This window comes from Pantoea sp. X-Soil-YNGN-785 (genome assembly GCF_059730585.1).
On record NZ_AP035942.1, the window covers coordinates 3,463,159 to 3,485,284 of the forward strand.

Genomic DNA, 22,126 nt, shown 5'->3' on the forward strand with positions numbered 1-22,126 from the left:
AAAAAGCAGCCAACCGGCTGCTTCAGGAATTCATCTTTATTGGCCCGCTATCTTCATCTCAGGCAGTAACACGGAACCGCACTGGATATTACTGCGGGTTTCAATATCGTCACCGATGGTCACCATGTTGTGCCACATCTCTTTAAGATTGCCGGCAATGGTGACTTCGCTGACCGGGTACTGAATGACGCCATTCTCAACCCAGAAACCGGCTGCACCGCGTGAGTAGTCACCGGTAATGGCGCTGACGCCCTGGCCCATCAGCTCGGTCACCACTAATCCGGTTCCCATCTGCTTCAGCAGGTCGTCAAAGCTGTGGCCCTGACCCGCAATGCGCCAGTTATGAATACCACCAGCATGACCGGTACTGGTCAGACCCAGTTTACGGGCGGAATAGCTGGTCAGCAGCCAGGTCTGCAATATGCCATCTTTGATGATGTCGCGCGCCTGAGTCCGCACCCCTTCGCTGTCGAACGGCGTAGAGGCGAGCCCTTTCAGCAGGTGTGGCTGTTCACTGATGGTGAGCCACTCCGGCAGAATCTGCTGACCCATTGAATCCAGCAGGAAAGTCGATTTACGGTAAACGCTGCTGCCGCTGATCGCACCAACCAGATGACCAAACAAGCCGGTCGCCACTTCAGCGGCAAAAATTACCGGGGCTTTCATGGTCGGCAGTTTACGCGGGGCCAGACGGGATAGCGTACGGCGCGCGCACTCGGCTCCTACCCACTCCGGGCTTTTCAAATCTTCAAATGCACGGCCAATGGTATAGGCGTAGTCGCGCTCCATGTTGCCATCCTGCTCAGCGATGACGCAGCTGGAGAGCGAATGGCGGCTTGAGCAGTAGCTCTGCAACATTCCGTGGCTGTTGCCAAAGACTTTAATGCCGACGTGGCTGTTGAAACTGCCGCCTTCGGTGTTGGTAATTCGCTTGTCGGCACGCAGTGACGCCTGCTCCGCCTGCGCGGCCAGTTCAATGGCGCGGTCAGCGTCAATTTCCCACGGATGGTAAAGATCCAGATCCGGCGCATCATAGGCCAGCAGCTCTGCGTCGGCCAGACCGGCAAACGGATCGGGCGAGGTGTAGCGGGCAATATCAATCGCCGCCTGCACGGTACGTTTGATCGCATCCGGGCTGAGGTCGGTCGATGAGGCACTGCCTTTACGATTCTGATGATAAACGGTGATGCCCAGCGCACCGTCGCTGTTAAATTCAACGTTTTCCACTTCGCCATAACGGGTGCTGACCCCGATGCCGGTGGTCTTACTGACAGCCACTTCCGCGCTGTCAGTGCTTGCTTTAGCCAGTTCAAGTGCCTGCGCAATGGCCTGCTCCAGTACTTTTCGCTGTTCTGCAACCTGAGTAGATACGTTCATCGACCTGCCGTCTAATCTTATGTGTGAATGATTTGAGTCTATCAGAGTCAGAGAACAATTTCGCAGTCACCCGATAAACTGGTAGGATTAGCCTCTTTTTTTTGGGAGCCCGGAAATGACCAGACAGCCCGATGAGTGGCTCGACGATGTGCCAGATAATGACGAAGAAGAAGATGAAGAGATTATCTGGGTCAGTAAGAGTGAAATTAAACGCGATGCAGAAGAGTTAAAGCGCCTGGGAGCCGAACTGGTTGATCTGGGTAAAAACTCGCTGGATAAAATCCCGCTGGATGAGCGCCTGCGCACCGAGATCGAACTGGCACAGCGCATCAAGAAAGAGGGTCGCCGCCGTCAGCTGCAGCTGATCGGTAAACTGCTGCGCAGCATTGATGTGGAGCCTATCCGCATTGCGCTGGATAAGCTCAAGAATCGCCACAACCAGCAGGTTGCGCTGTTCCATAAACTGGAAATGCTGCGCGATCGTCTGATTGAGCAAGGTGATGAGGCGATGAGCGACGTGATTGCGCTTTATCCCGATGCCGATCGTCAGCAGTTACGCAGTATGATCCGTAATGCGCAGAAAGAGAAAGCGGGCAACAAGCCGCCGAAGTCTGCCCGTCAGATTTTCCAGTATCTGCGTGAGCTGGCCGAAGCGCAGTAATGCCATGGCGGGCAGTCTCGCCCGCCTCCCGGCAGCACTTACCGATAGATATAGAGAATACCGGTGCGCAGCCGCAACTGGCGTTCGCTCGATGTAGCAGAACGTCCGATATCGCCAAAGGTGACGTAAGGCACCCAGACGCGATCGTTGCCAAGCGCATAATCGAACTGTAACTCCTGTTCATAGTCATCATGTTTATTAGCAAACAGTTTCGCATCCGCGTGCTTATACACCAGCTTATAGGTAGTGGTGAGGCGATCGGTTTTATTCCGCAGATAGAGATCAAAACGGTTAGCCGTGCGATGCCGGTCAGTATCGCAATAATCAATACCCCCGGTGCGGCAGTGATCGTCATGGGCATAATCGGTCAGTTCAAGGCGATATAATCCGCCAACAGACCAGCGGTCATTAATTTTATACCAGGGTGCCACACCAAACTTCCATTCGGTGCGCGAGGAGTTAAATTCCGGCTGAATAAAAGGCGATAGCGTCCAGTTCCCCCAGTACCAGGACTTCAGAAAGGTGACTTCCACCACATTTAACACGGTGTCGTTATAATATTTATCTTTTGGATCTGCGCCACCGGTTTTAAATTTGGTTTCGACGCCAAGAAACATATTATCCGGCAGTGTGGTACTCAGCCCCAGCTTGTCATAGTGCGTGCGGTCGCGAAGACGGTACTCGTGCCGGTAATCCACCGTAGCCGTTGCCAGCGCTGCCGCCGAAGTGCATAACAGCGTGACGCCCAGAGCTAATGATCGTGCTGTACTTTTTCCCATAAAAATGTCCTTATTCTCAGTAATAAGGGCAATGAATTATCCGAATTCATTTAACCCAAATTTAACTTATATTTAAACCCTGTATTAATATAAGATGCCACATAAAGAAAACCTGTTAATTGTTTCTTTAATCTCAATCCTTCTGATTATTATTTATTTCTCAGCTGCAACAGAGACGATGCTAAAAATAACCGGCAGGTGTGGCCTTTCTGTTTCAGACACTAATAAAGAAAATATGGCAACTGAAGGAAGAGTGAGCAGATCGGATTCAAACTATGCGGGATTTATTCAGGAAATAATATTAACGGCAATAACGCTTTAAAAAAAAGCGCCCGAAACGGGCGCCTGATTTTCAGGCCAGCCTGTCCAGCAGCTTCTGATGAATGCCACCAAACCCGCCGTTGCTCATCACCAGAATCGTGTCGCCAGGCTGAGCGGCTTTAGCCACCATTTCCACCAGGGTATCGATATCCGCGCTCCAGTGCGCAGGCGGAATGCACGCTTCTGCTACATCTGAAACCTGCCACGGAATATGGTGCGGCTGGAACAGGAAGACCTCATCAGCACGCGCCAGCGACGGCGCCAGGTCGTTTTTGCTGACGCCCATCTTCATCGTATTGGAGCGAGGCTCCAGCACGGCCAGGATGCGTGCTCTGCCACCCACTTTACTGCGCAGGGCAGCCAGTGTCGCCAGAATGGCCGTCGGATGGTGAGCGAAGTCATCATAGACTTTGATGTTATTCACTTCGCCACGCAGCTCCAGCCTGCGACGTGCATTGATAAAGGTGTTCAGCGCCTGGCCGGCATCTTCCGGCTTCACACCTACATGCCGCGCGGCAGCAATTGCCATCAGGCCGTTGTGCATGTTGTGTTCGCCCACCAGCGCCCAGTTCACTTCCCCGACTTTCTCACCGTCGAGCCAGATTTCCCAGTGAGACGCATCGTTGGTCAGCTTCTTCGCCTGCCAGCGCCCGTGCTCGCCAACGCTCTCCTGCTCGCTCCAGCAACCCATCGCCATCACCTGTTTGAGGTTAGGATCATGTTCCGGCAGCAGGATCTTGCCCTGGCCCGGCACGATCCGCACCAGATGGTGGAACTGTTTCTGGATCGCCCGCAGATCGTCAAAGATATCGGCGTGATCAAACTCAAGGTTGTTGAGGATCAGGGTTCGTGGAGAGTAATGGACAAACTTGGAACGCTTATCAAAAAACGCGCAGTCGTACTCATCCGCTTCAATCACGAAGAATGGACTTTTTCCTAATTTTGCCGAGACATCGAAGTTTCCAGGCACACCACCAATAATGAAGCCGGGTTCAAGGCCGCAGGCCTCGAGAATCCACGCTGCCATGCCGGCTGTGGTGGTTTTACCGTGGGTTCCGGCCACGGCCAGCACCCAGCGGTCGCGCAGCACGAAATCATGCAGCCACTGAGGGCCAGAGAGGTAGGGAATGTTGCGTTCCAGCACTGCTTCCACACAAGGATTACCTCGCGTCATCGCATTGCCGATAATGACTAAGTCAGGCACCGGATCAAGCTGACTGGCGTCATAACCTTCCGTTAATTCAATGCCTTGCTGTTCGAGCAGTGTACTCATTGGCGGGTAAACGTTGGCGTCTGAACCGGTCACCTGATGACCCAGTGAACGAGCCAGCACCGCCAGACCACCCATAAAAGTGCCACAAATCCCGAGGATGTGAATGCGCATAACATGATCCATTACTCAAAAGTTCGGCGCACAGTGTAACGCCGCTCGCAGACGGAAGAAACGGATTAGGACTATGGTTTTTGAAGTTCAATCGGCTAAACTGCGTACGCATCCGTTGGCAGACTGTTACGCGTGCTGCCACTCCATCGAAGATTCAGGGAATGTGTTATGAAAACGTTGGGCGAATTTATCGTCGAGAAGCAGCACGACTTTCCGCACGCCACAGGTGAACTGACGGCGCTGATTTCAGCTATCAAGCTGGGTGCCAAAATTATCCACCGCGACATCAATAAAGCCGGTTTAGTGGATATTCTCGGTGCCAGTGGTGTGGAAAATGTTCAGGGTGAACAGCAGATGAAACTGGATCTGTTCGCTAACGAAAAACTGAAGGCAGCACTGAAAGCACGTGGCATCGTCGCCGGTATCGCTTCTGAGGAAGAAGACGAGTTCGTTATCTTTGAAGGTGAGGAAAACGGTAAGTACGTGGTGTTAATGGATCCACTGGATGGTTCTTCTAACATCGACGTTAACGTTTCCGTAGGTACCATTTTCTCTATTTATCATCGCGTCAGCGAGCCGGGTACGCCAGTGGTTGAAGCGGACTTCATGCAGCCAGGCAACAAGCAGGTTGCTGCCGGTTACGTGGTTTACGGCTCATCCACCATGATGGTGTACACCACCGGTGCAGGCGTGCATGCGTTTACTTACGATCCGTCACTGGGTGTGTTCTGCCTCAGCCACGAACGTATGACCTATCCACCAACCGGTTACACCTACTCGATTAACGAAGGTAACTACATTCGTTTCCCGCAGGGTGTGAAGAAATATCTGAAGTTCTGTCAGGAAGAGGATCTGCCAACGCACCGTCCTTATACCTCACGTTACATCGGCTCGCTGGTCGCGGATTTCCATCGTAACCTGCTGAAAGGCGGGATCTACCTCTACCCAAGCACCGCCAGCCATCCTCAGGGCAAGCTGCGTCTGCTGTATGAGTGCAATCCGATGGCCTTCCTGGCCGAGCAGGCGGGCGGTAAAGCCAGCGACGGTCAGAAGCGTATTCTGGATATTCCACCGGTCACGCTGCATCAGCGCTGCCCGTTCTACTGCGGTAATGAGGCAATGGTAAACGACGTTGAGCGTTTCCTGGCTGAGTTCCCGGATTGCCGTCAGGGTTAATCTGGTCGTAGTATAAAAGCCATATAAAAAAGCAGGGCGCGTTTATCGCGCCCTGCTTTTTTTGATGATGCACGGATTCGAACCGCTTTAATACGGGCGCTGCGCAGGAAACACGGTCAGCTCGGAAAGACGCAAAAGCCGCCATCCATGGCACGCTCGGCCCGCTCGATTACGCACCTCATCCCTGAGGTGCGCCCGTAAATGGGCCAACGCGTTGCGTTGTTCAAAAACGCTCCCGGCGTTTTTGTCCTGGCGCGGGACGCTTTCCTCCTCTGACCATATTCCCTGCGCCCTGAGCTTATCCGTTGCGGCCAGGTTCGCCCTGATATGTATTAATGAGCTGTCTGAAGGCGCGATATCGCGCCCTTTTTGCTTTTACGCCGTCTGCAATCTGAACTGCGCCATGGTTGCCTGAAGCTGATCGGACTGCGCTTCCAGCGACTGGGTCGCGGCGGTGGCCTGTTCCACCAGCGCCGCGTTCTGCTGCGCCGCCGCATCCATCTGCGTGACCGCCAGATTGACCTGCTCAATGCCACGGCTCTGCTCGTCGGAGGCCATCGAGATCTCCTTCATCAATGCCGTTACGCGCATCACTTCGCCAGAAATCTCATCCATGGTTTCCCCGGCGCGCGTCGCCATCTCGCTGCCCTCTTTGACCCGCGACTGTGAATCACTGATCAACGTGCGAATCTCTTTGGCGGCGTTAGCACTGCGCTGTGCCAGCGTGCGCACTTCATTTGCGACAACCGCAAAGCCACGGCCCTGCTCGCCTGCACGCGCCGCTTCGACGGCAGCGTTGAGCGCCAGAATGTTGGTCTGGAAGGCGATACCGTCAATCACGCTGAGAATGTCGCCGATGCGATTGGCGCTGTCGGTGATCTCATGCATTTTTTCCATCACGTAGCTGACCACCTCAGCGCCGCGATCGGCAGTCTCGGAGACCGCGCTAGCCAGCTGATTCGCCTGCTGAGCATTCGTGGCGTTAAGGCGCACGGTTGCCGTGAGCTGCTCCATGCTGGCCGCCGTCTGCTCCAGCGAAGCGGCAGACTCTTCGGTGCGCTGCGACAGATTGACGTTACCCGCGGCCAGTTCACGGCTGCCGATGTCGATCTGCATACTCGCTTCACGCACCTGACTCACTGAGGTGCGCAGTGACTGCTGCATCCCGCTCAGCGCGTGGTTAAGTCGTCCCAGCTCGTTGTTACTTGACGGTGGTAACGCCTGTGACAGGTCGCCCAACGCGATCTGCTCAAGATGGACAATTGCCTGGTTCAGCGGCTGCAGCAGCATCCGGCGCAGCAGTTGCCAGGCGAGCACCAGCAGCAGCAGGGTTAATACCCCCGCTACGGCGATCAGGATTTTCATTTTGGTTTCGTTGTAGGCCGCCTGTTCAAGCTGGGCCTGAGTGATCTGATCGGCCAGCTGGCTGAAGTCATTGACCGCCTTGTCGTAACTGGCCGCCAGCGTCGCCAGATTGCCTTCCAGCAGCTGGTAATATTCGTCGGTATATTGCTTATCCAGCGCATCCATCATCGGTTTGATGCCCTGATCGAGATAGGCTTTGTAACTGGCTGAAACCGCATCCGCCAGCATTTTGCCGTGCGCCGTCACTGTTCCGGCATCAACAAAACGCTTCAGGTGTTTCTGCGATGACACCACATCCGCCTGCGACAGTTTTGTCACTGCCGCGCCCTCTTCCAGCATTCCAATTTCAATTTTACGTACCGCCAGCGCCGCGTTTGCGCGGGCCCGCATCAGATCGGAATTGCTCTTATACAGACTGTTCAGCTCGATCCCCTGAATGCGATTGATTACATCCAGCGAGCGATTGCCTTTATTAATTGCCACGATACCCATAAAACTCACCGCCAACAGCAGCAGTGTCATAAATGCCAGCAATGCCAGCAACCCCGTGCGAAGTGATAACTGTTTCATCCTGATAGTTTCCGTGTATGTGAAAAGGCGAATTTTGAAGCGGCCCTAAAGCGGAGAAATTATCGGCAGTAACGGGGCGAAACTTTAACTCTGATTAGTGTTAACAACTTGATCATCACAGAAACATCGCTCAATCTGATCGCCGCCTGCCCGCTATCCGGAGAAAAGAATGAAATCGGGATTACTTCTGATGCTGCTGTTCGTCAGTACGGCGACGATAGCGAAGGATTTGCCTTCAGACGCCGCACTGGATCGCTGCCTCAATGACGCCTCTGCGACCCTTGAGATGAACCAGTGCTATGCTGCGGCTACAACGATCTGGGATCAGCAGATGAATCAGCAGTACAACACACTGATGAAGACCCTGAACGGCGACGCTAAAAACAGACTGCGTATTGCACAGCGCGCGTGGCTGAGCTACCGCGATAGCTGGCTTGCAGCGAGCCACAGCCAGCTGGCGACGCAGGGAACGCTGGGCAGCGTAGCGCTGAGTGCCCAGGGCCTGAGCCTGGTACGCAATCAGGCATTGATGTTGCAGTCCCTCGGTAAAGGCAGTTGTGCCAACCCCGATGACTGCTGACCCATAACCCGCTTTTGCGCTGGCTGACGTCAGTGCGCTGTTAACCTTCAGGGAGAAACCATGGCTGCTTACGCCTCGACATTGATTCTGATTGCCCTTGCCGTACTGAGCTATTTTGTTCACAACAACGCAGTCACCATTTCTATCCTGGTGCTGCTGGCGATTAAAATTACCCCGCTGGCGCAGTTCTTTCCCTACGTGGAAAAACAGGGCATTACCCTGGGCATCATTATTCTTACCGTGGCGGTAATGGCGCCGCTGGCCAGCGGCTCACTGCCCGCCTCCGCGCTGCTTAAATCCTTTGCCAACTGGAAGTCGATTGTGGCGATTGTGGTGGGGATTTTTGTCGCCTGGCTGGGCGGTCGTGGCGTGAACTTTATGAGCGTGCAGCCGTCGGTTATCGGGGGGCTGCTGATTGGTACGGTGATTGGCGTAGCGTTCTTCCGCGGCGTGCCGGTAGGACCACTGATTGCCGCAGGCATTGTTTCGCTGTTTGTGGCGGCTAAGTAGCGTTAGGGCGCATTCCGAAACGCCAAAAAGAGGGCATACTTTCAGAGTCAGTTGGCTATAATAGCCGACACTCAACATACGACTACTGAAGGAATGCCAGATGAGTTTGAACCAGGTGCCAGCAGGTAAAGACCTGCCAGAAGATATCTACGTTGTCATTGAGATCCCAGCGAATGCTGATCCGATCAAATATGAAGTTGATAAAGAGTCTGGTGCCCTGTTTGTAGACCGTTTCATGTCTACCGCCATGTTCTATCCGTGCAACTACGGCTACATCAACCACACCCTTTCTCTGGATGGTGATCCGGTTGACGTACTGGTTCCGACCCCGTATCCACTGGTCCCGGGCTCAGTGATCCGCTGCCGTCCGGTTGGCGTGCTGAAAATGACCGACGAGTCTGGCGAAGATGCCAAACTGGTTGCCGTTCCGCACACCAAACTGTCTAAAGAGTACGATCACATCAAAGATGTGAACGACCTGCCAGAACTGCTGCGTGCACAGATCACCCACTTCTTTGAGCACTACAAAGATCTGGAAAAAGGCAAATGGGTGAAAGTGGATGGCTGGGATAACGCCGAAGCCGCTAAAGCCGAAATCATCTCCTCTTACGAGCGTGCACAGAAGAAGTAATTCTGCTGCCGGTTTGTGAGTCGAAAAAAAAACACCGTCCAACTGGACGGTGTTTTTGTTCAGGCCTCTGGCTCCTCATCGCGCTTCAGCCAGTCACCACTCATAATGCGCTGGCGTCCTGCCACTGAGCGTTGATAGACATAAAGCCATGCACTGCCAAACGGCGTCTGAGTCAGATAACGTTTGTACTCTCCCCCTTTGGTGCGAAGCGCATCCAGCTCCGCAAGGGTTGAGGCATCAATGCGGTACACTTCACACTGTACCGCTCCATTGCCCTCTATGACGCCGGGATAATGCCCCAGACTGTAAAGCTCAAAGCCTTCAATCTGGTGATCACCCAGCCACTGCGCATTCGTCATCCAGTGACTGTTTCCCTGTTTGCGCCGTAAACTGCCGTAGACAATTATTCGCATTGCTAAAACTCAAACTGATAGAGCAAATCGAGAGCCTGATCCACACCGGATACGGCTTCCAGATAGAGCTTAGGCATCAGGCGGTAACGCAAGGTTAACGTCGCCAGTGAATCAAATATGCCAACACCGTATTTTACCTGCAGACCCGGTAGTACATAGCCACTGACCTGCACCTGCTGGCTGTCGCCAACACCCGCAGTATCAACGGCCAGATTACTGACACCGAATGTCTCCCCGATTTTACCCACAACCTGCCCACTTTGTGCAACCCCTAAGCCAACAAGGGCCGAAGTAAGGGCGTTACTGTCGCCGTCACTGCCCAGTCCCTGACCGCGCAGCAGGTAGGAAAGCGCTTCCTGCTGCGACATTGCCGGATCGGAGAAGACTTCTGCTTTCGGCTCATCGGCAAGGCCAGTGACGCGCAGACCGGCGGTGACGCCATCTTCAGTCGCATCCGGGTTACGGATAGCTTCCAGATTGACGTAAGGCTGATCAGGCGGACCGGCAAACTGCAGCTCGCCTTTACGGACGATCAGATCCTGACCATAAGCGTGGAAGCGACCGGACGGAATGTTGATCTGGCCATTCAGACCAAGCCCTGTCCTATCCTGTACCAGTTTAAGATCGCCATTCAGTTTCGCTTTCAGGCCAAATGCCGAGAGCCGCACATCGTTACCGACGTGGATCACCAGATTACTGTTAATCGGGATCGCGGCGGTTTGCGGTGCAATTGGCTTCAGCTGTTCATCCAGCATCACCTCATCCGACGAGACGCCAGTGGCGCTTTCCGGCACTTCCTGCACCGTGATGCGCGCCCACGGAATGTCGACCCGGCCATCAAGGTTAAAGGCGGCTGGCGTCGCTTCAAACACCAGATCCGGCGAGACATCCATACGCACCATTGGCGGCACGGTCACGCGAACCCGGCTGCCCTGCGCCGCAATGCGCGCACGCCAGTTATCAAGCTGACTCCAGTCCGCGTTACCGCTGAGGTTAATGTTGCCCTGCGCGGTCTGCACCAGCCCGTTCAGGGTCGAGCTCATCCCGTTGAACACCAGATTCAGGTTAGCGGCTGTGAGATCGACCGGCATAAAGTTGCCATCCACATCGACACCCGTCAGACCAAGCTGACCAAATACCTGCGGCTGCTGGATGCTGCCACCCAGACGCAGGCTGCTGTTCAGGCTGCCTTTGATCTTCTCACCCTGCATCAGCGCCGGATTGATCATCGCCAGCGAGATATTGCGGATATTAACGTTGCCGCCCAGCTTACGGCGGTTTTGCGGATCGTCGATCTGCACGTTGCCATCCAGCTGCCCGTTTTTGGCGATGCGGATCAGCCAGTCGAGCTTAGCACGTCCGTTTTGCAACGCGGCATTGAGGTTCAGCGTGTCGAAGGCGATCGGCAGGTTATTGCCCTGCACATCCTGCACCACTTTCACGCCGTTGCCTTTCAGCGCCACGGTGCCGGTCGGCAGCGCGCCGTCGGCCGTCCAGTTGACGCGCACATCGCCGCTGAACAGGCCGCTGAGCTGGGTCGCATCCGGCATAAACGGCTTCACCATCGCCAGGTCAAAGCGATTCAGCACGACATGCGCCTTGCCTGCCGGCCCGGCTTCTACCGGTTCTGGTACACAAATCTGTGCATTCGGGTTCTGCCAGCAGTGCGGCCCGATGGTCGCCGTCTGGCGGCTGTTGAGATAGTCGATGGCCATCGCGCGGGTCAGACGCCACTCGCCGACAGGCGTATCAAAATGGGTATCGTTCAGCGTGCCTCTCCAGCGTTCGGTCTGGCGATCGAAGCTGCCGTTCAGCGCCAGCTGGCCAGAGACCGGTTTGCCCTGCACATTCAGCTTCAGCTGATGCTGATGCTCGTTGCCGTCCGCATTCAGCGTCAGCAGGCTGATGTTCAGCGCATCCTGCTTCAATTGCTCGACGCGCAGTTGCAGTTTACCCGCCACCTGTTCGCCGGAGCGCACGTCACCATTCAGCGTAACGCGATTGATCTGCATCTGCTGCCAGCGCAGACCACGGGCATTGAGATCGGCCAGCAGCTGCGGGGCTTTCAGCGTGCCACGCGCTTTGAGGGTGCCGTTGACGACACCACCCAGACCGGGTAGCGCATTGTCGAGCTGTGGCGCGTCGATGCTGGCATCAAGATCCAGACTGTCGCCCAGCGCCCCTTTGACATCCAGATGGTTGCGTCCCAGCGCCAGCTTAATGCCCGGCACCGTCCACTGGTTGTAGCTGTTACCGGTCAGTGAACCGTCAGCGGTCACGGCGTTCTGCTTCACGTTTCCTTTCAGCTGAAGCTGCGGCACACTCAGCTGCCAGCTGCCGCCATAGAGACTGCCGCGGGTGGTGATTTTTCCATCCAGCCGCGCCGGCCAGTCAGGATACTGTTTTGCGGTGTTGATCCCGGCCAGCGTCAGCTCACTGCGCCAGCTGATCGCCTTGCTCCAGTCCACCAGCGCGGTGAGGTCAATATTGCCCTGCAATGCAGCCACGCGCAGGCGATCCAGGCTGAACTGCTCAACATTGCCTTTACCCGTCAGCGAGACAGTGGCTGGTGGTACGGACTCGCCCTTCACGGCGGTCTGCAGTGACATCACATAGTCGGTGGCTTTGCCTTTAAACTGATAGTTCAGGTCATCGGCCTGATACTGTACCGGGCCGGTTAACGGCCAGCGCAGCTGCGGGCTGGTTAACTGCAGTGACAGCGGCAGTCCTGCTACCGCCAGCTGCGTCGTGGCGTCCAGTTGTGCCTTCACCGGACCGGAAAGATTCAGTCCCAGCTTCAGCTCGTCGCGCATTGCACCATTCAGTTTCAGCGCCAGCTTTTCGCCTTTGATCGGGTCGGTGTTAACCGTGCCGTTCAGGGTGAAATCGACCGGCCAGTTATCCGCCAGCGTCGCCTGTCCGCTGCCGTTGAGGTTGCCAAGATTCGAGTCCACTTCCAGCGTCGTCAGTTGCATATGACGATCGGCGCTTTTAGCTTTCAGCAGTAACCGGCTGACGGAGATATCGGTGTCGCCGGTAATGCGCAGCTGTTCACCCAGAATCTGCTGCACCTCAATATCCAGCGGCAGACGGAAATCGGGCAGCGCAGGCAGCAGCGGTTGGGCAAACATCGCCTGCAGCGTTTCACCCAGCGGTTTCTCCGCAGGGTGAGGCTGCTGAACCTTCGGCTCCACCACCTCGTCATTCACGACTTTCGCCGCTTTCGGCAGCGCAATCAGCAGGCTTTGAATATGGGTCGGATTCAGCGTCAGCGCGCGATCCTGCCATTGCAGGCCAGTAGTGAAGTCGAGCAGCGAGATCGCCGTGTCATCCACTTTGACATTGATGTTGTGCAGGCCAAGGTGACGCAGCGTAATCGGGTACGGCGTACTGAGGTTGGTGTTGCCACTTTCCTCTTCCGGCGCTGGCGCAGCAGGTGTCATCTTCTTGCTGTCGACGACCACGCTGATATCACGCAGGGAAACATCGTTAACGCATACGGAGGAGTGCAGCAGGCAGTTGAGATCCACCGCCAGATGGATTTGCCCGGCATCGACGCTGACACCTGGCATCTCAAAACGCAGACCGTTGAGCGTCAGGTTACGCCAGCCGCCATCAACCTGTCTGATGGACAGGCCGGGCACCCAGCGCGATGCCCCCTTCAGCACTAAATGCAGCCCCGGCGTGGTACCGATTAAAAATGCCATACCGCCCAACAGCAGTACCAGAAAGATCAGAATACCGATCAGGACCTTTTTCCACAGCTTCATAGTTCTGGCCCCAGCCCTACGTAAAATTGTAATCCATGTGCCTCGTCATCCCCGATGGGTCTGGCGATATCAAATTTGATGGGGCCAACCGGCGAAGACCAGCGCACGCCGACGCCCGCACCGGTTTTGATATTGCTCTGTTTGATGTCGTTAACGGCTTCACCCGAGTCAACGAACACCGCGCCCCACCATTTCCCGGTGACGTTGTACTGATATTCCAGCGATCCGGTGGCGAGTTTGGATGCACCAGTGAGTTTGCCGTCGTCGTCACGCGGTGAAATGTTTTTGTATTTGTAGCCGCGAATACTGCGGTCGCCCCCGGCAAAGAAGCGCAGATCCGGCGGCACTTTGTCAAAGTCGTTGGTTTCGATCCAGCCAAGATCGCCGCGCGCCACAAAGCGATGGCTGTCGCCCAGCGTGCGGATCCAGACGTTCTGCGCCTGCAGGATCAGGAAGTCAACGTCTGAACCCCAGGTCGTATCAGAGACGTCCACCGAGTAGCGCTGTGAATCGCCCCACGTCGGCATCAGACCGCCACGCGAACGGGTACGGTTTACGCTGACGCCGGGATAGAGCAGCATCGTGGTGTTGGTCACGCTGCCCTGCGTAAAGTGATCCAGGCTCCAGCGCAGGTTAACTGCCTTCTGCCAGCCGCTACTGCTGTCCCAGTTGCGCGACATCGCCAGCGTCGTGGTGTCGGCTTTAGTGTCGTTGAGGTCGGTGCGCTTCAGGCCGCCAGAGAAGGTGTAGTACTGCTCCAGCGGGCTTTTCAGCAGCGGCACTTTGTAGCTGAGATCGACCTGCTGTTCCGGCGCAGAAACGTAGGCGCTGGCCGCCAGGCTGTGGCCGCTATCGTTGATCCACGGTTTTTTCCAGGTGCCTTTCAGGCGCGGACCGACATCTGTGGAGTAGCCGACACCGGTTTCAATGGTGTTTTCGGTGCGGGGCGACATCACGGCATTCAGCGGCAGGACTTTGGTCTGGCGTCCCTTGCTGAATTCGGGCGCGACCACCACCGAATTAAACCAGCCGGTGGCGGAGAGACGCCGATTCAGTTCGGCTAAATCACGGGAGCTGTAGTAATCCCCCTCTTTGAACGGCACCAGGTTCTGCAGGTACTCTTCGCGAATCTGCGAACCCTGGAACGTGACGTCGCCAAAGCGATAGCGCTCGCCGCTGTCGTAATCAATATCCCAGAAGGCTTCCCGCCGCTCTACCGAGACGCCGAGCTGGCTTTTTTTAAAGGTGCCGTCGAAATAGCCGTTACGCAGCGCAAGATTTGAGAAGCCGCTTTTGAATTTGTCATATTGCCCGTGGTTAAGCTGCGTACCCACTTTGGGCCGTCCCTGCTTCACCCAGGCTTTATAATCTGCGTCATTGCGCGCATCGCCTTCGACCACGATGGTGCTGCCGCCGATTTTTACCGGTTCGCCGGGGGTGACATGGGCCACTAATACCGGGCGTCCGCCCTGCGCTGGCGCGGGGCGGGATTCAAAATCAATGGTGGGTTCATAATAACCGAGTGCGCGCAGCCCCTCTTTTATCGCAACAGAAACACGCGCACGAAAACGACCATCGTTAGAGACCTCATCGCTGCCGATGGTCGACAGGCGCGCCCTGACATTTCGCTGAAGATCCCCGGTTAAGCCGTCTACCTGTAATCGCACTGTCGCCGCCTCAAGGGCGGGCGCGGCAAGCAGCAGGCCAGCCATGCAATAAACATAAAATCGTGGCACCTGTACTCCTGTTAATCATGCCTGCCCCTTTTCCGCGGGGCACTTATTAATCATCTTTGCCCGCACTACCGCAACGGCAACACCCTCATCATAGCCGCACTTTATGGTAAACGGCGACGCAACGCTGACATCTAAGTCAAATAACAGGGTATTGTCGGTAAATGGGGATCGCGATACAACTCCCGAGGGGCGGAATGATCAAATCCGGATGACTCACTCAGATAAATCCGAGTCAATAACCGGCCGCTCTGGACGCAGATGCGGTGTGATGCGGCGGTTTGCCCTCTGGCGGCACAATGAGCGCTCCTGCTATAATCTGCCACCACAGGCATTCCGCCTGTTTTCATTTCTGCCCCGACATCTTTTTCCTGTCGAACAGGCGCAGACATTTTTGGCACGGATAGCTGTGATTCACGGATAAACCAACTCTGTTTGCGCTTACCCACGCTGCCCAGGCCAAAAATGACAAGTGGATAACCCTTTGGATCTCATATGTTAGATAGCTTGCTTGTCATTCTGTTGCTGATCGTAATCAGTGCCTTTTTTTCTCTGTCAGAGATATCGCTGGCGGCCGCCCGTAAGATCAAACTGAAACTGCTCGCCGATGAAGGCAATGTTAATGCGCAGCGTGTTCTTAAAATGCAGGAAACGCCGGGCATGTTCTTCACCGTGGTGCAGATTGGCCTTAACGCCGTCGCCATCCTTGGCGGTATTGTCGGCGACGCCGCCTTTTCACCGGTTTTCAGCGGCCTGTTTAACCGCTTTGTTTCACCGGAACTGGCGGAGCAGCTCAGCTTTATCTGCTCATTCACTATCGTGACCAGCCTGTTCATCCTCTTTGCCGATTTAACCCCAAAGCGGGTTGGTATGGTCGCCCCGGAAACCATCGCGCTGCGCATCATCAACCCAATGCGTTTCTGCCTGCTGGTGATGCGTCCGCTGGTCTTTCTGTTTAACGGCCTGGCCAACGTCTTCTTCCGTATTTTCAAACTGCCGATGGTGCGTAAAGATGACATCACCTCTGACGACATCTATGCCGTCGTTGAAGCGGGTGCGCTGGCGGGCGTGCTGCGTAAGCAGGAGCATGAGCTGATTGAAAACGTGTTTGAGCTGGAATCGCGTACCGTTCCCTCTTCAATGACCTCACGTGAGAATATCGTCTGGTTTGATCTGCATGAAGATGAGACCAGCCTCAAGACCAAAATCGCTGAGCATCCGCATTCTAAGTTTCTGGTCTGCAGCGGTGATATCGATCATATCGTTGGTTATGTCGACTCTAAAGAACTGCTGCTGCGTGTGCTGGGCAATCAAAGTATGGCGCTGAACAGTGGCCTGCAGATTCGCTCTGCGCTGATTGTGCCGGACACGCTGACCCTCTCCGAAGCGCTGGAAAGTTTTAAAACCGCTGGTGAAGATTTCGCAGTGATCATGAACGAGTATGCGCTGGTCGTGGGCATCATTACCCTGAATGACGTGATGACCACGCTGATGGGTGACCTCGTGGGCCAGGGCATGGAAGAGCAGATTGTGGCGCGCGATGAAAACTCATGGCTGGTTGAGGGCGGTACGCCGATTGATGACGTGATGCGCGTGCTGGACATTGATGATTTCCCGCAGTCAGGCAACTACGAAACCATCGGCGGCTTTATGATGTATATGCTACGTAAGATTCCGAAGCGTACTGATTTTGTGAAGTTTGCTGGCTACAAGTTCGAGGTGGTGGATATTGATAGCTATCGCATCGACCAGCTGCTGGTTACCCGCATCGACGAACGACCGCCGGTGCTGAGCATGACGAAAAGCGAAGAAGAGTAGAATGACCGAGGGCCAGCTTCAGACTGTGAAATAAATAGTCTGACGGGCCAGACACTAAGGGCGCCATCGGCGCCCTTGATATTAGTTGAACTCAAGCTTGAGACGAACGACCTGGCGGTTAATTTCTGACATCACGCTCAGATGCTGTTTGTCTTTGACGCGCGGGATTAAGACTTTCCCTTTATCGAACTCGAACGCGCCAACGTCCTTGATATACAACCTTCCTTTGAACAGCGTTTTTACATATTTCGCTATTTGTAGCGGATTATAGCGCTGGAAGATCTTCATACTGACTAACTCCTGTACATTTTTAAAGCACGCTTCGCCGTTTCCAAATTTGGTTCCAGCCCATGAAGCGCGAATTCGCGATAACTATAGAACACTAAAATCGTCTGGTGTTCCGAAAAGTGAATTTTTTTACTGAATTGACACATCATTACAGAACACTCTGTTATCAGGGTCATACAAGACAGTATAAACCTTCATTGGTTAAGGAATTGTGGTGTCCATAACAAACCTGACACCTTTCCATGACAGGCGCATCATCCCTGCTTACTATTGCAGTAAAATGACTGACTGGTCCGATCACTTAAGGAAATAGCAATGCGAAACATTCTGACCGCTGTGGCGTTGTCTTTGCTGATACCAGCAAGCGTGATGGCCCATGACCTCAGGCTGGGATCACGAGTCCCCGCCACTGGCGTCAACGATAAGGGCGAATTGTTATTACAGCAGGAGAAGTTTAGCTACAAAAACTGGAATAGCGCGCAACTCAGTGGAAAAGTTCGTGTGGTCCAGCATATTGCTGGTCGCTCCTCCGCTAAAGAGATGAATGCGGCACTGATAGAGGCGATCAAAGCGGCGAAGCTGCCACACGATCGCTATCAGACCACCACTATCGTGAATACCGATGACGCCATTCCCGGCACCGGCATGTTTGTTCGCAGCAGCGTCGAGACCAACAAGCAGCAATATCCGTGGTCGCAGTTTGTCATCGACAGCAAGGGCAATGTCCAGCACGCCTGGCAGTTACAGTCGGGCGGTTCCGCCATTGTGGTACTGGATAAACAGGGCAAGGTGAGATTTGTGAAGGATGGATCGCTGACGCAGGATGAAGTGACAAAGGTGATGGCGCTGCTGGCCTCACTGCTGAAAGAGTAATCGCTGAAATCCCGGCGGTCACAGCGCAACCGCCGGGATTTCATCAGCCTGCAAATTCAGACAGCATTAAAACAGGGAGACGCGGAAGCCAGGATTAAGGAAGGATTCGCGCGGCGCGTAGTCCAGGGTTTTACCCTGCCAGTCATGCACATGGGCGCCAGCGGCCATCGCCACGGCATGACCCGCGCCGGTATCCCAGATGTTGGTGGGCCCGAAACGGGGATAGAGCTGAGCTTTCCCTTCCGCCACCAGGCAGAATTTCAGAGAAGAGCCGGTGGCGACGGTCTGATGTTCACCCAGCTGTTTCAGGTACTCTTTCATCTCGGCGTCATCGCCATGTGAGCGGCTCACCACGACCAGCGGAGGACGCGCGTCACGGGCATGAATCTGTTCACGCTGACCGCCCTCTTCTTTCCACGCTTTACCGTCTGCAGCGGCGTACATGACGCCCAGCACCGGTGCATAAACCACGCCCATAACCGGCTTGCCCGCTTCGATTAGCGCAATATTGACGGTAAATTCGCCGTTGCGTTTGATGAACTCTTTGGTGCCATCCAGCGGATCGACCAGCCAGTAACGCTGCCAGTGCTGACGCACCTCCCAGGCTGGGGGATCTTCTTCTGACAGCACCGGGATCTCTGGCGATAACTGCTTCAGGCCCTTCATGATAACGTTGTGCGCCGCAATATCCGCAGCGGTCACCGGTGAATCGTCCGATTTGTGAGAAACGTCAAGCGGCGCGGCACCGTTATAGACCTGCATAATCGCGTCGCCCGCTTCGCGTGCCAGTTGGCAGATTTGCTCTAACATTTTTCACCTCGTTGTGTCTGTCTGCTGCGGGATAGGTTCACCCCAGCTAGTGACATTTTAGCAGTTCAGCCTGCAGTGCTCATGTGCAGGCAGGCTGACCCATCAATTCATAGATATATCAATATCATAGTTATCCGACAATCGCCACGCCTGCGCTGCTGCGCCTTCGTCGTATAAGAATCCGCCGCTGGCTGATGCGTCAAAACGTTATATCCATCACGATTTAAAATGACTATCTGTCATGCTTTTACATTATTTTGAGAGCCTTAATTTAATTTGCAGCAGGAGCAAGCATGTTTAAGCCCGGAATGATGTTACTGGCCCTGAGCGTTTCCGTCGCAACCCAGGCCGCAACGGTAGATTTGCGGATACTGGAAACCACCGATCTGCATAGCAATATGATGGATTTCGACTATTACAAAGACACCCCAACCGCGAAGTTTGGCCTGGTGCGAACCGCCACGCTGATTCACGCCGCGCGCCAGGAGGTGAAGAACAGTCTGCTGGTCGATAACGGTGACATCATCCAGGGCAGCCCGCTGGGTGACTATATGGCGGCCAAAGGAATACGTGAGGGCGAGATCCATCCGGTCTATAAGGCGCTCAATACGCTGGATTACAGCGTCGGCAACCTCGGTAATCATGAATTCAATTATGGCCTGCCCTACCTGAAAAAAGCGCTGGCAGGCGCCCGCTTTCCTTATGTAAATGCCAACGTGATTGACGTGAAGAGCGGCAAACCGCTGTTTACCCCATACATCATCAAATCCACCACGGTGGTTGATCGCGACGGCAAAACACAGACCCTGAAGATTGGCTATATCGGCTTTGTGCCGCCGCAGATTATGGTGTGGGACAAAGCCAACCTGCAGGGCAAGGTGCGGGTCGACGACATCACCGAAACGGCACGCCGTTATGTGCCTGAGATGCGCGCACAGGGTGCCGATCTGATTATCGCTATCCCCCACTCCGGCCTGAGCAGCGAGCCGTATCACACGATGGCGGAGAACTCGGTTTACTATCTCAGCCAGGTGGAAGGCATCAACGCCATCCTGTTTGGTCATGCACATGCGGTCTTCCCCAGTGAGGAGTTCGCAGCCATTAAGGGTGCGGACATTGCTAACGGCACGCTGAACGGCATTCCGGCGGTGATGCCAGGCATGTGGGGCGATCACCTGGGCGTGGTCGATCTGGTGCTGAGCAATCAAGATGGACACTGGCAGGTAAGCAGCGGCAAAGCGCAGGCACGGCCGATTTATGATATCGCCGCGAAGAAATCGCTGGCGGCTGAAGATCCGGCGCTGGTGAAAGTGCTCGCTGACGATCACCGCGCGACGCGGGGGTTTGTGGCGAAGCCTATCGGCAAATCCGCCGATGTGATGTACAGCTATCTGTCGCTGGTGCAGGACGACCCGACAGTGCAGATCGTCAATAATGCGCAGCGCGCCTACGTAGAGCACTTTATTCAGGGCGATCCGGATCTGGGCCGACTGCCGGTGCTCTCTGCTGCTGCGCCGTTTAAAGCGGGCGGACGTAAAAACGACCCATCGAGCTACACCGAAGTAGAGAAAGGCGCGCTGACCTTCCGTAACGCCGCCGACCTTTATCTTTATCCCAATACGCTGGTAGTGATGAAAGTCACGGGCGCACAGGTCAAAGAGTGGCTGGAGTGTTCTACGGGCCAGTTTAACCAGATCGATCCACACAGCAGCAAAACGCAGTCGCTGATCAACTGGGATTTCCGCACCTATAACTTCGATGTGATTGACGGGGTGAATTACCAGATCGATGTGACACAGCCCGCGCGCTACGACGCGGAGTGTAAACTGATCCACCCGGATGCTTCACGTATCCGTCAGCTCACCTGGCAGGGTAAGCCCGTCGATCCGCAGGCCACTTTCCTGGTCGCGACCAATAACTATCGCGCTTACGGCGGCAAGTTTGCCGGCACCGGGGATAAATACATTGCCTTTGCTTCGCCGGACGAGAACCGGGCAGTGGTTGCGGCTTATATCAGCGCGGAAACCAAAGCACACGGTGAAGTGCAGCCGAAGGCGGACAATAACTGGCGTCTGGCACCGATTACCTCATCCACCCCACTCGATATTCAGTTTGAAACGGCACCGGGTGATAAGGCGACCGGCTTTATTCAGCAGCATGCACAATATCCGCTTCAGCCCAAAGGGACAGATGCGATTGGCTTTGCGCTGTGGCAGGTGAATTTACAGCAGAAATAAGGCGGGAGAAGACGCTGCAACCGGGTTGGTTGCAGCGTCCGGGTATTACAGAATTTCCAGCAGCTCAACTTCGAAGATCAGGGTGCTGAATGGCGGGATAGAGGCACCCGCACCGCGCTCGCCATACGCGAGGTTCTGTGGGATCACCAGTTCCCATTTTGAGCCAACCGGCATCAGGGTCAGTGCTTCGATCCAGCCAGGGATAACACCGCTGACCGGGAATTCTGCCGGTTCGCCACGGGCAACCGAGCTGTCGAATACGCTGCCGTCTATCAGTTTGCCGGTGTAGTGAACGCGTACGCGGTCCTGACGTGATGGGATTGGACCTTCGCCCTGAGTAATCACGCTGAACTGCAGGCCTGATTCGGTGCTGCTCACGCCTTCACGCTGCGCATGTTCCTGCAGGAACGCCTGACCTTCTGCTGCCATGGCTTCGGTACGCTCACGACGTACGCCTTCCGCACGTTCGTGTACTTCACGCAGTGCGCGATGAACCACGTCAACCGGTACGGCCGGTGAGTTCCCTTCCAGCGCGTCGCGCAGACCCGCGAGCAGTGCTTCTGGTTGCAGACCCTGCAGACCAGATTCCAGCAACTGCTGGCCAACCTGTAAACCAATACCGTAACTTGCTTGTGCTTCGACGCTGTCGAAAGAAGGGGTAGTCATCTTCGTTCCTTTCACTCTCGGATAAATTCGAACCGGCAGCATAGCAGCGCAGGCCGCTGGCGTAAAATGCCCTGCGTCGCAGATGACTTTTGCGGGGGAAAGAGAAACAATAGAGCCGTCAAATTTATCAATGCTGGCAGGCACTTCGCGCCGGTATTGCCCAT

Annotated in this window: 18 protein-coding genes; 8 read left to right on the forward strand and 10 right to left on the reverse strand. The window is 55.0% G+C overall.

The window, feature by feature from the left end:
* Positions 1 to 36 precede the first annotated feature (36 nt).
* Positions 37 to 1,377 carry a metalloprotease PmbA gene (gene pmbA / locus AC6I8E_RS16060; RefSeq protein ID WP_278497775.1) on the reverse strand — a complete coding sequence of 447 codons (1,341 nt, stop codon included), beginning with the start codon at positions 1,375 to 1,377 and terminating at the stop codon, positions 37 to 39.
* A gap of 115 nt (positions 1,378 to 1,492) precedes the next feature.
* On the opposite strand from pmbA, the gene yjgA reads away from it, so the two are divergent.
* Positions 1,493 to 2,038, forward strand: coding sequence for a ribosome biogenesis factor YjgA (yjgA, locus tag AC6I8E_RS16065; protein ID WP_013359154.1), 546 nt, complete (start codon positions 1,493 to 1,495; stop codon positions 2,036 to 2,038).
* A gap of 38 nt (positions 2,039 to 2,076) precedes the next feature.
* On the opposite strand, the gene AC6I8E_RS16070 is transcribed toward yjgA, so the two are convergent.
* Positions 2,077 to 2,817: an oligogalacturonate-specific porin KdgM family protein gene (locus tag AC6I8E_RS16070; protein WP_195857652.1), complete on the reverse strand. Its 741-nt coding sequence runs from the start codon at positions 2,815 to 2,817 to the stop codon at positions 2,077 to 2,079.
* 352 nt (positions 2,818 to 3,169) lie between these two features.
* Positions 3,170 to 4,522 (reverse strand): UDP-N-acetylmuramate:L-alanyl-gamma-D-glutamyl-meso-diaminopimelate ligase, encoded by a 1,353-nt coding sequence (gene mpl, locus AC6I8E_RS16075; protein ID WP_033784102.1) that lies wholly within the window; start codon positions 4,520 to 4,522, stop codon positions 3,170 to 3,172.
* Between the two features lie 168 nt (positions 4,523 to 4,690).
* Between mpl and fbp the strand changes: the two genes are divergently transcribed.
* On the forward strand, positions 4,691 to 5,698 hold the full coding sequence (gene fbp, locus AC6I8E_RS16080; RefSeq protein ID WP_013359157.1) for a class 1 fructose-bisphosphatase: 1,008 nt from the start codon (positions 4,691 to 4,693) through the stop codon (positions 5,696 to 5,698).
* Positions 5,699 to 6,073: 375 nt separating this feature from the next.
* On the opposite strand, the gene AC6I8E_RS16085 is transcribed toward fbp, so the two are convergent.
* Positions 6,074 to 7,633, reverse strand: a complete 1,560-nt coding sequence (locus tag AC6I8E_RS16085; protein ID WP_013359158.1) for a methyl-accepting chemotaxis protein — start codon at positions 7,631 to 7,633, stop codon at positions 6,074 to 6,076.
* A 169-nt stretch (positions 7,634 to 7,802) separates the two neighbouring features.
* Here AC6I8E_RS16085 and AC6I8E_RS16090 point away from each other — a divergent pair, with 169 nt between their 5' ends.
* The 3 genes from AC6I8E_RS16090 to ppa all read left to right on the forward strand — a co-directional run bounded on the left by AC6I8E_RS16090 (position 7,803) and on the right by ppa (position 9,354).
* Entirely contained in the window at positions 7,803 to 8,213 is a 411-nt protein-coding gene (locus tag AC6I8E_RS16090) for a lysozyme inhibitor LprI family protein (RefSeq protein ID WP_013359159.1), read from the forward strand.
* Between the two features lie 60 nt (positions 8,214 to 8,273).
* Positions 8,274 to 8,723 (forward strand): DUF441 domain-containing protein, encoded by a 450-nt coding sequence (locus AC6I8E_RS16095; RefSeq protein WP_013359160.1) that lies wholly within the window; start codon positions 8,274 to 8,276, stop codon positions 8,721 to 8,723.
* A 100-nt stretch (positions 8,724 to 8,823) separates the two neighbouring features.
* Complete coding sequence (ppa, locus tag AC6I8E_RS16100) at positions 8,824 to 9,354, forward strand: inorganic diphosphatase (RefSeq protein WP_003855519.1); 531 nt, start codon at positions 8,824 to 8,826, stop codon at positions 9,352 to 9,354.
* Between the two features lie 59 nt (positions 9,355 to 9,413).
* Here the strand turns inward: ppa and AC6I8E_RS16105 are convergent, their stop codons facing one another.
* Genes AC6I8E_RS16105 through tamA form a run of 3 tightly spaced genes read right to left on the reverse strand, consistent with a single transcriptional unit; the run spans position 9,414 to position 15,249 of the window.
* Complete coding sequence (locus tag AC6I8E_RS16105) at positions 9,414 to 9,767, reverse strand: gamma-glutamylcyclotransferase family protein (protein ID WP_013359161.1); 354 nt, start codon at positions 9,765 to 9,767, stop codon at positions 9,414 to 9,416.
* Between the two features lie 2 nt (positions 9,768 to 9,769).
* Entirely contained in the window at positions 9,770 to 13,537 is a 3,768-nt protein-coding gene (gene tamB / locus AC6I8E_RS16110; protein WP_497824224.1) for an autotransporter assembly complex protein TamB, read from the reverse strand.
* The gene (tamA, locus tag AC6I8E_RS16115; RefSeq protein ID WP_497824712.1) at positions 13,534 to 15,249 is read right to left on the reverse strand and encodes an autotransporter assembly complex protein TamA; all 1,716 of its coding nucleotides are present in this window, start codon (positions 15,247 to 15,249) and stop codon (positions 13,534 to 13,536) included. Before tamA ends, tamB begins: the two co-directional genes overlap by 4 nt.
* 516 nt (positions 15,250 to 15,765) lie before the next feature.
* On the opposite strand from tamA, the gene paeA reads away from it, so the two are divergent.
* Positions 15,766 to 17,088: a polyamine export protein PaeA gene (paeA, locus tag AC6I8E_RS16120; RefSeq protein ID WP_013359164.1), complete on the forward strand. Its 1,323-nt coding sequence runs from the start codon at positions 15,766 to 15,768 to the stop codon at positions 17,086 to 17,088.
* Positions 17,089 to 17,169: 81 nt separating this feature from the next.
* Here the strand turns inward: paeA and AC6I8E_RS16125 are convergent, their stop codons facing one another.
* Complete coding sequence (locus tag AC6I8E_RS16125; RefSeq protein ID WP_003855513.1) at positions 17,170 to 17,376, reverse strand: DUF1107 domain-containing protein; 207 nt, start codon at positions 17,374 to 17,376, stop codon at positions 17,170 to 17,172.
* 315 nt (positions 17,377 to 17,691) lie between these two features.
* On the opposite strand from AC6I8E_RS16125, the gene AC6I8E_RS16130 reads away from it, so the two are divergent.
* A complete protein-coding gene (locus tag AC6I8E_RS16130; protein ID WP_095706619.1) occupies positions 17,692 to 18,249 on the forward strand; it encodes a YtfJ family protein in 558 nt (185 codons plus the stop codon).
* A 66-nt stretch (positions 18,250 to 18,315) separates the two neighbouring features.
* On the opposite strand, the gene cysQ is transcribed toward AC6I8E_RS16130, so the two are convergent.
* Positions 18,316 to 19,059 carry a 3'(2'),5'-bisphosphate nucleotidase CysQ gene (gene cysQ / locus AC6I8E_RS16135; protein ID WP_033734032.1) on the reverse strand — a complete coding sequence of 248 codons (744 nt, stop codon included), beginning with the start codon at positions 19,057 to 19,059 and terminating at the stop codon, positions 18,316 to 18,318.
* Between the two features lie 293 nt (positions 19,060 to 19,352).
* Between cysQ and AC6I8E_RS16140 the strand changes: the two genes are divergently transcribed.
* Entirely contained in the window at positions 19,353 to 21,296 is a 1,944-nt protein-coding gene (locus AC6I8E_RS16140) for a bifunctional 2',3'-cyclic-nucleotide 2'-phosphodiesterase/3'-nucleotidase (RefSeq protein WP_497824225.1), read from the forward strand.
* 45 nt (positions 21,297 to 21,341) lie between these two features.
* Here the strand turns inward: AC6I8E_RS16140 and bamJ are convergent, their stop codons facing one another.
* Complete coding sequence (gene bamJ, locus AC6I8E_RS16145) at positions 21,342 to 21,962, reverse strand: BamJ family beta-barrel-assembly machinery protein (protein ID WP_010256433.1); 621 nt, start codon at positions 21,960 to 21,962, stop codon at positions 21,342 to 21,344.
* Positions 21,963 to 22,126: the final 164 nt, after the last annotated feature.

What these genes read in the sequence shown, in the direction of transcription:
- AC6I8E_RS16085 (WP_013359158.1), bottom strand. Translation starts at nt 7,633, where the DNA reads ATGAAACAGTTATCACTTCGCACGGGGTTGCTGGCATTGCTGGCATTT.
- fbp (WP_013359157.1), top strand. Translation starts at nt 4,691, where the DNA reads ATGAAAACGTTGGGCGAATTTATCGTCGAGAAGCAGCACGACTTTCCG.
- paeA (WP_013359164.1), top strand. Translation starts at nt 15,766, where the DNA reads ATGTTAGATAGCTTGCTTGTCATTCTGTTGCTGATCGTAATCAGTGCC.
- AC6I8E_RS16125 (WP_003855513.1), bottom strand. Translation starts at nt 17,376, where the DNA reads ATGAAGATCTTCCAGCGCTATAATCCGCTACAAATAGCGAAATATGTA.
- mpl (WP_033784102.1), bottom strand. Translation starts at nt 4,522, where the DNA reads ATGCGCATTCACATCCTCGGGATTTGTGGCACTTTTATGGGTGGTCTG.
- AC6I8E_RS16095 (WP_013359160.1), top strand. Translation starts at nt 8,274, where the DNA reads ATGGCTGCTTACGCCTCGACATTGATTCTGATTGCCCTTGCCGTACTG.
- AC6I8E_RS16070 (WP_195857652.1), bottom strand. Translation starts at nt 2,817, where the DNA reads ATGGGAAAAAGTACAGCACGATCATTAGCTCTGGGCGTCACGCTGTTA.
- pmbA (WP_278497775.1), bottom strand. Translation starts at nt 1,377, where the DNA reads ATGAACGTATCTACTCAGGTTGCAGAACAGCGAAAAGTACTGGAGCAG.
- ppa (WP_003855519.1), top strand. Translation starts at nt 8,824, where the DNA reads ATGAGTTTGAACCAGGTGCCAGCAGGTAAAGACCTGCCAGAAGATATC.
- AC6I8E_RS16130 (WP_095706619.1), top strand. Translation starts at nt 17,692, where the DNA reads ATGCGAAACATTCTGACCGCTGTGGCGTTGTCTTTGCTGATACCAGCA.
- tamB (WP_497824224.1), bottom strand. Translation starts at nt 13,537, where the DNA reads ATGAAGCTGTGGAAAAAGGTCCTGATCGGTATTCTGATCTTTCTGGTA.
- bamJ (WP_010256433.1), bottom strand. Translation starts at nt 21,962, where the DNA reads ATGACTACCCCTTCTTTCGACAGCGTCGAAGCACAAGCAAGTTACGGT.
- cysQ (WP_033734032.1), bottom strand. Translation starts at nt 19,059, where the DNA reads ATGTTAGAGCAAATCTGCCAACTGGCACGCGAAGCGGGCGACGCGATT.
- yjgA (WP_013359154.1), top strand. Translation starts at nt 1,493, where the DNA reads ATGACCAGACAGCCCGATGAGTGGCTCGACGATGTGCCAGATAATGAC.
- tamA (WP_497824712.1), bottom strand. Translation starts at nt 15,249, where the DNA reads ATGGCTGGCCTGCTGCTTGCCGCGCCCGCCCTTGAGGCGGCGACAGTG.
- AC6I8E_RS16140 (WP_497824225.1), top strand. Translation starts at nt 19,353, where the DNA reads ATGTTTAAGCCCGGAATGATGTTACTGGCCCTGAGCGTTTCCGTCGCA.
- AC6I8E_RS16090 (WP_013359159.1), top strand. Translation starts at nt 7,803, where the DNA reads ATGAAATCGGGATTACTTCTGATGCTGCTGTTCGTCAGTACGGCGACG.
- AC6I8E_RS16105 (WP_013359161.1), bottom strand. Translation starts at nt 9,767, where the DNA reads ATGCGAATAATTGTCTACGGCAGTTTACGGCGCAAACAGGGAAACAGT.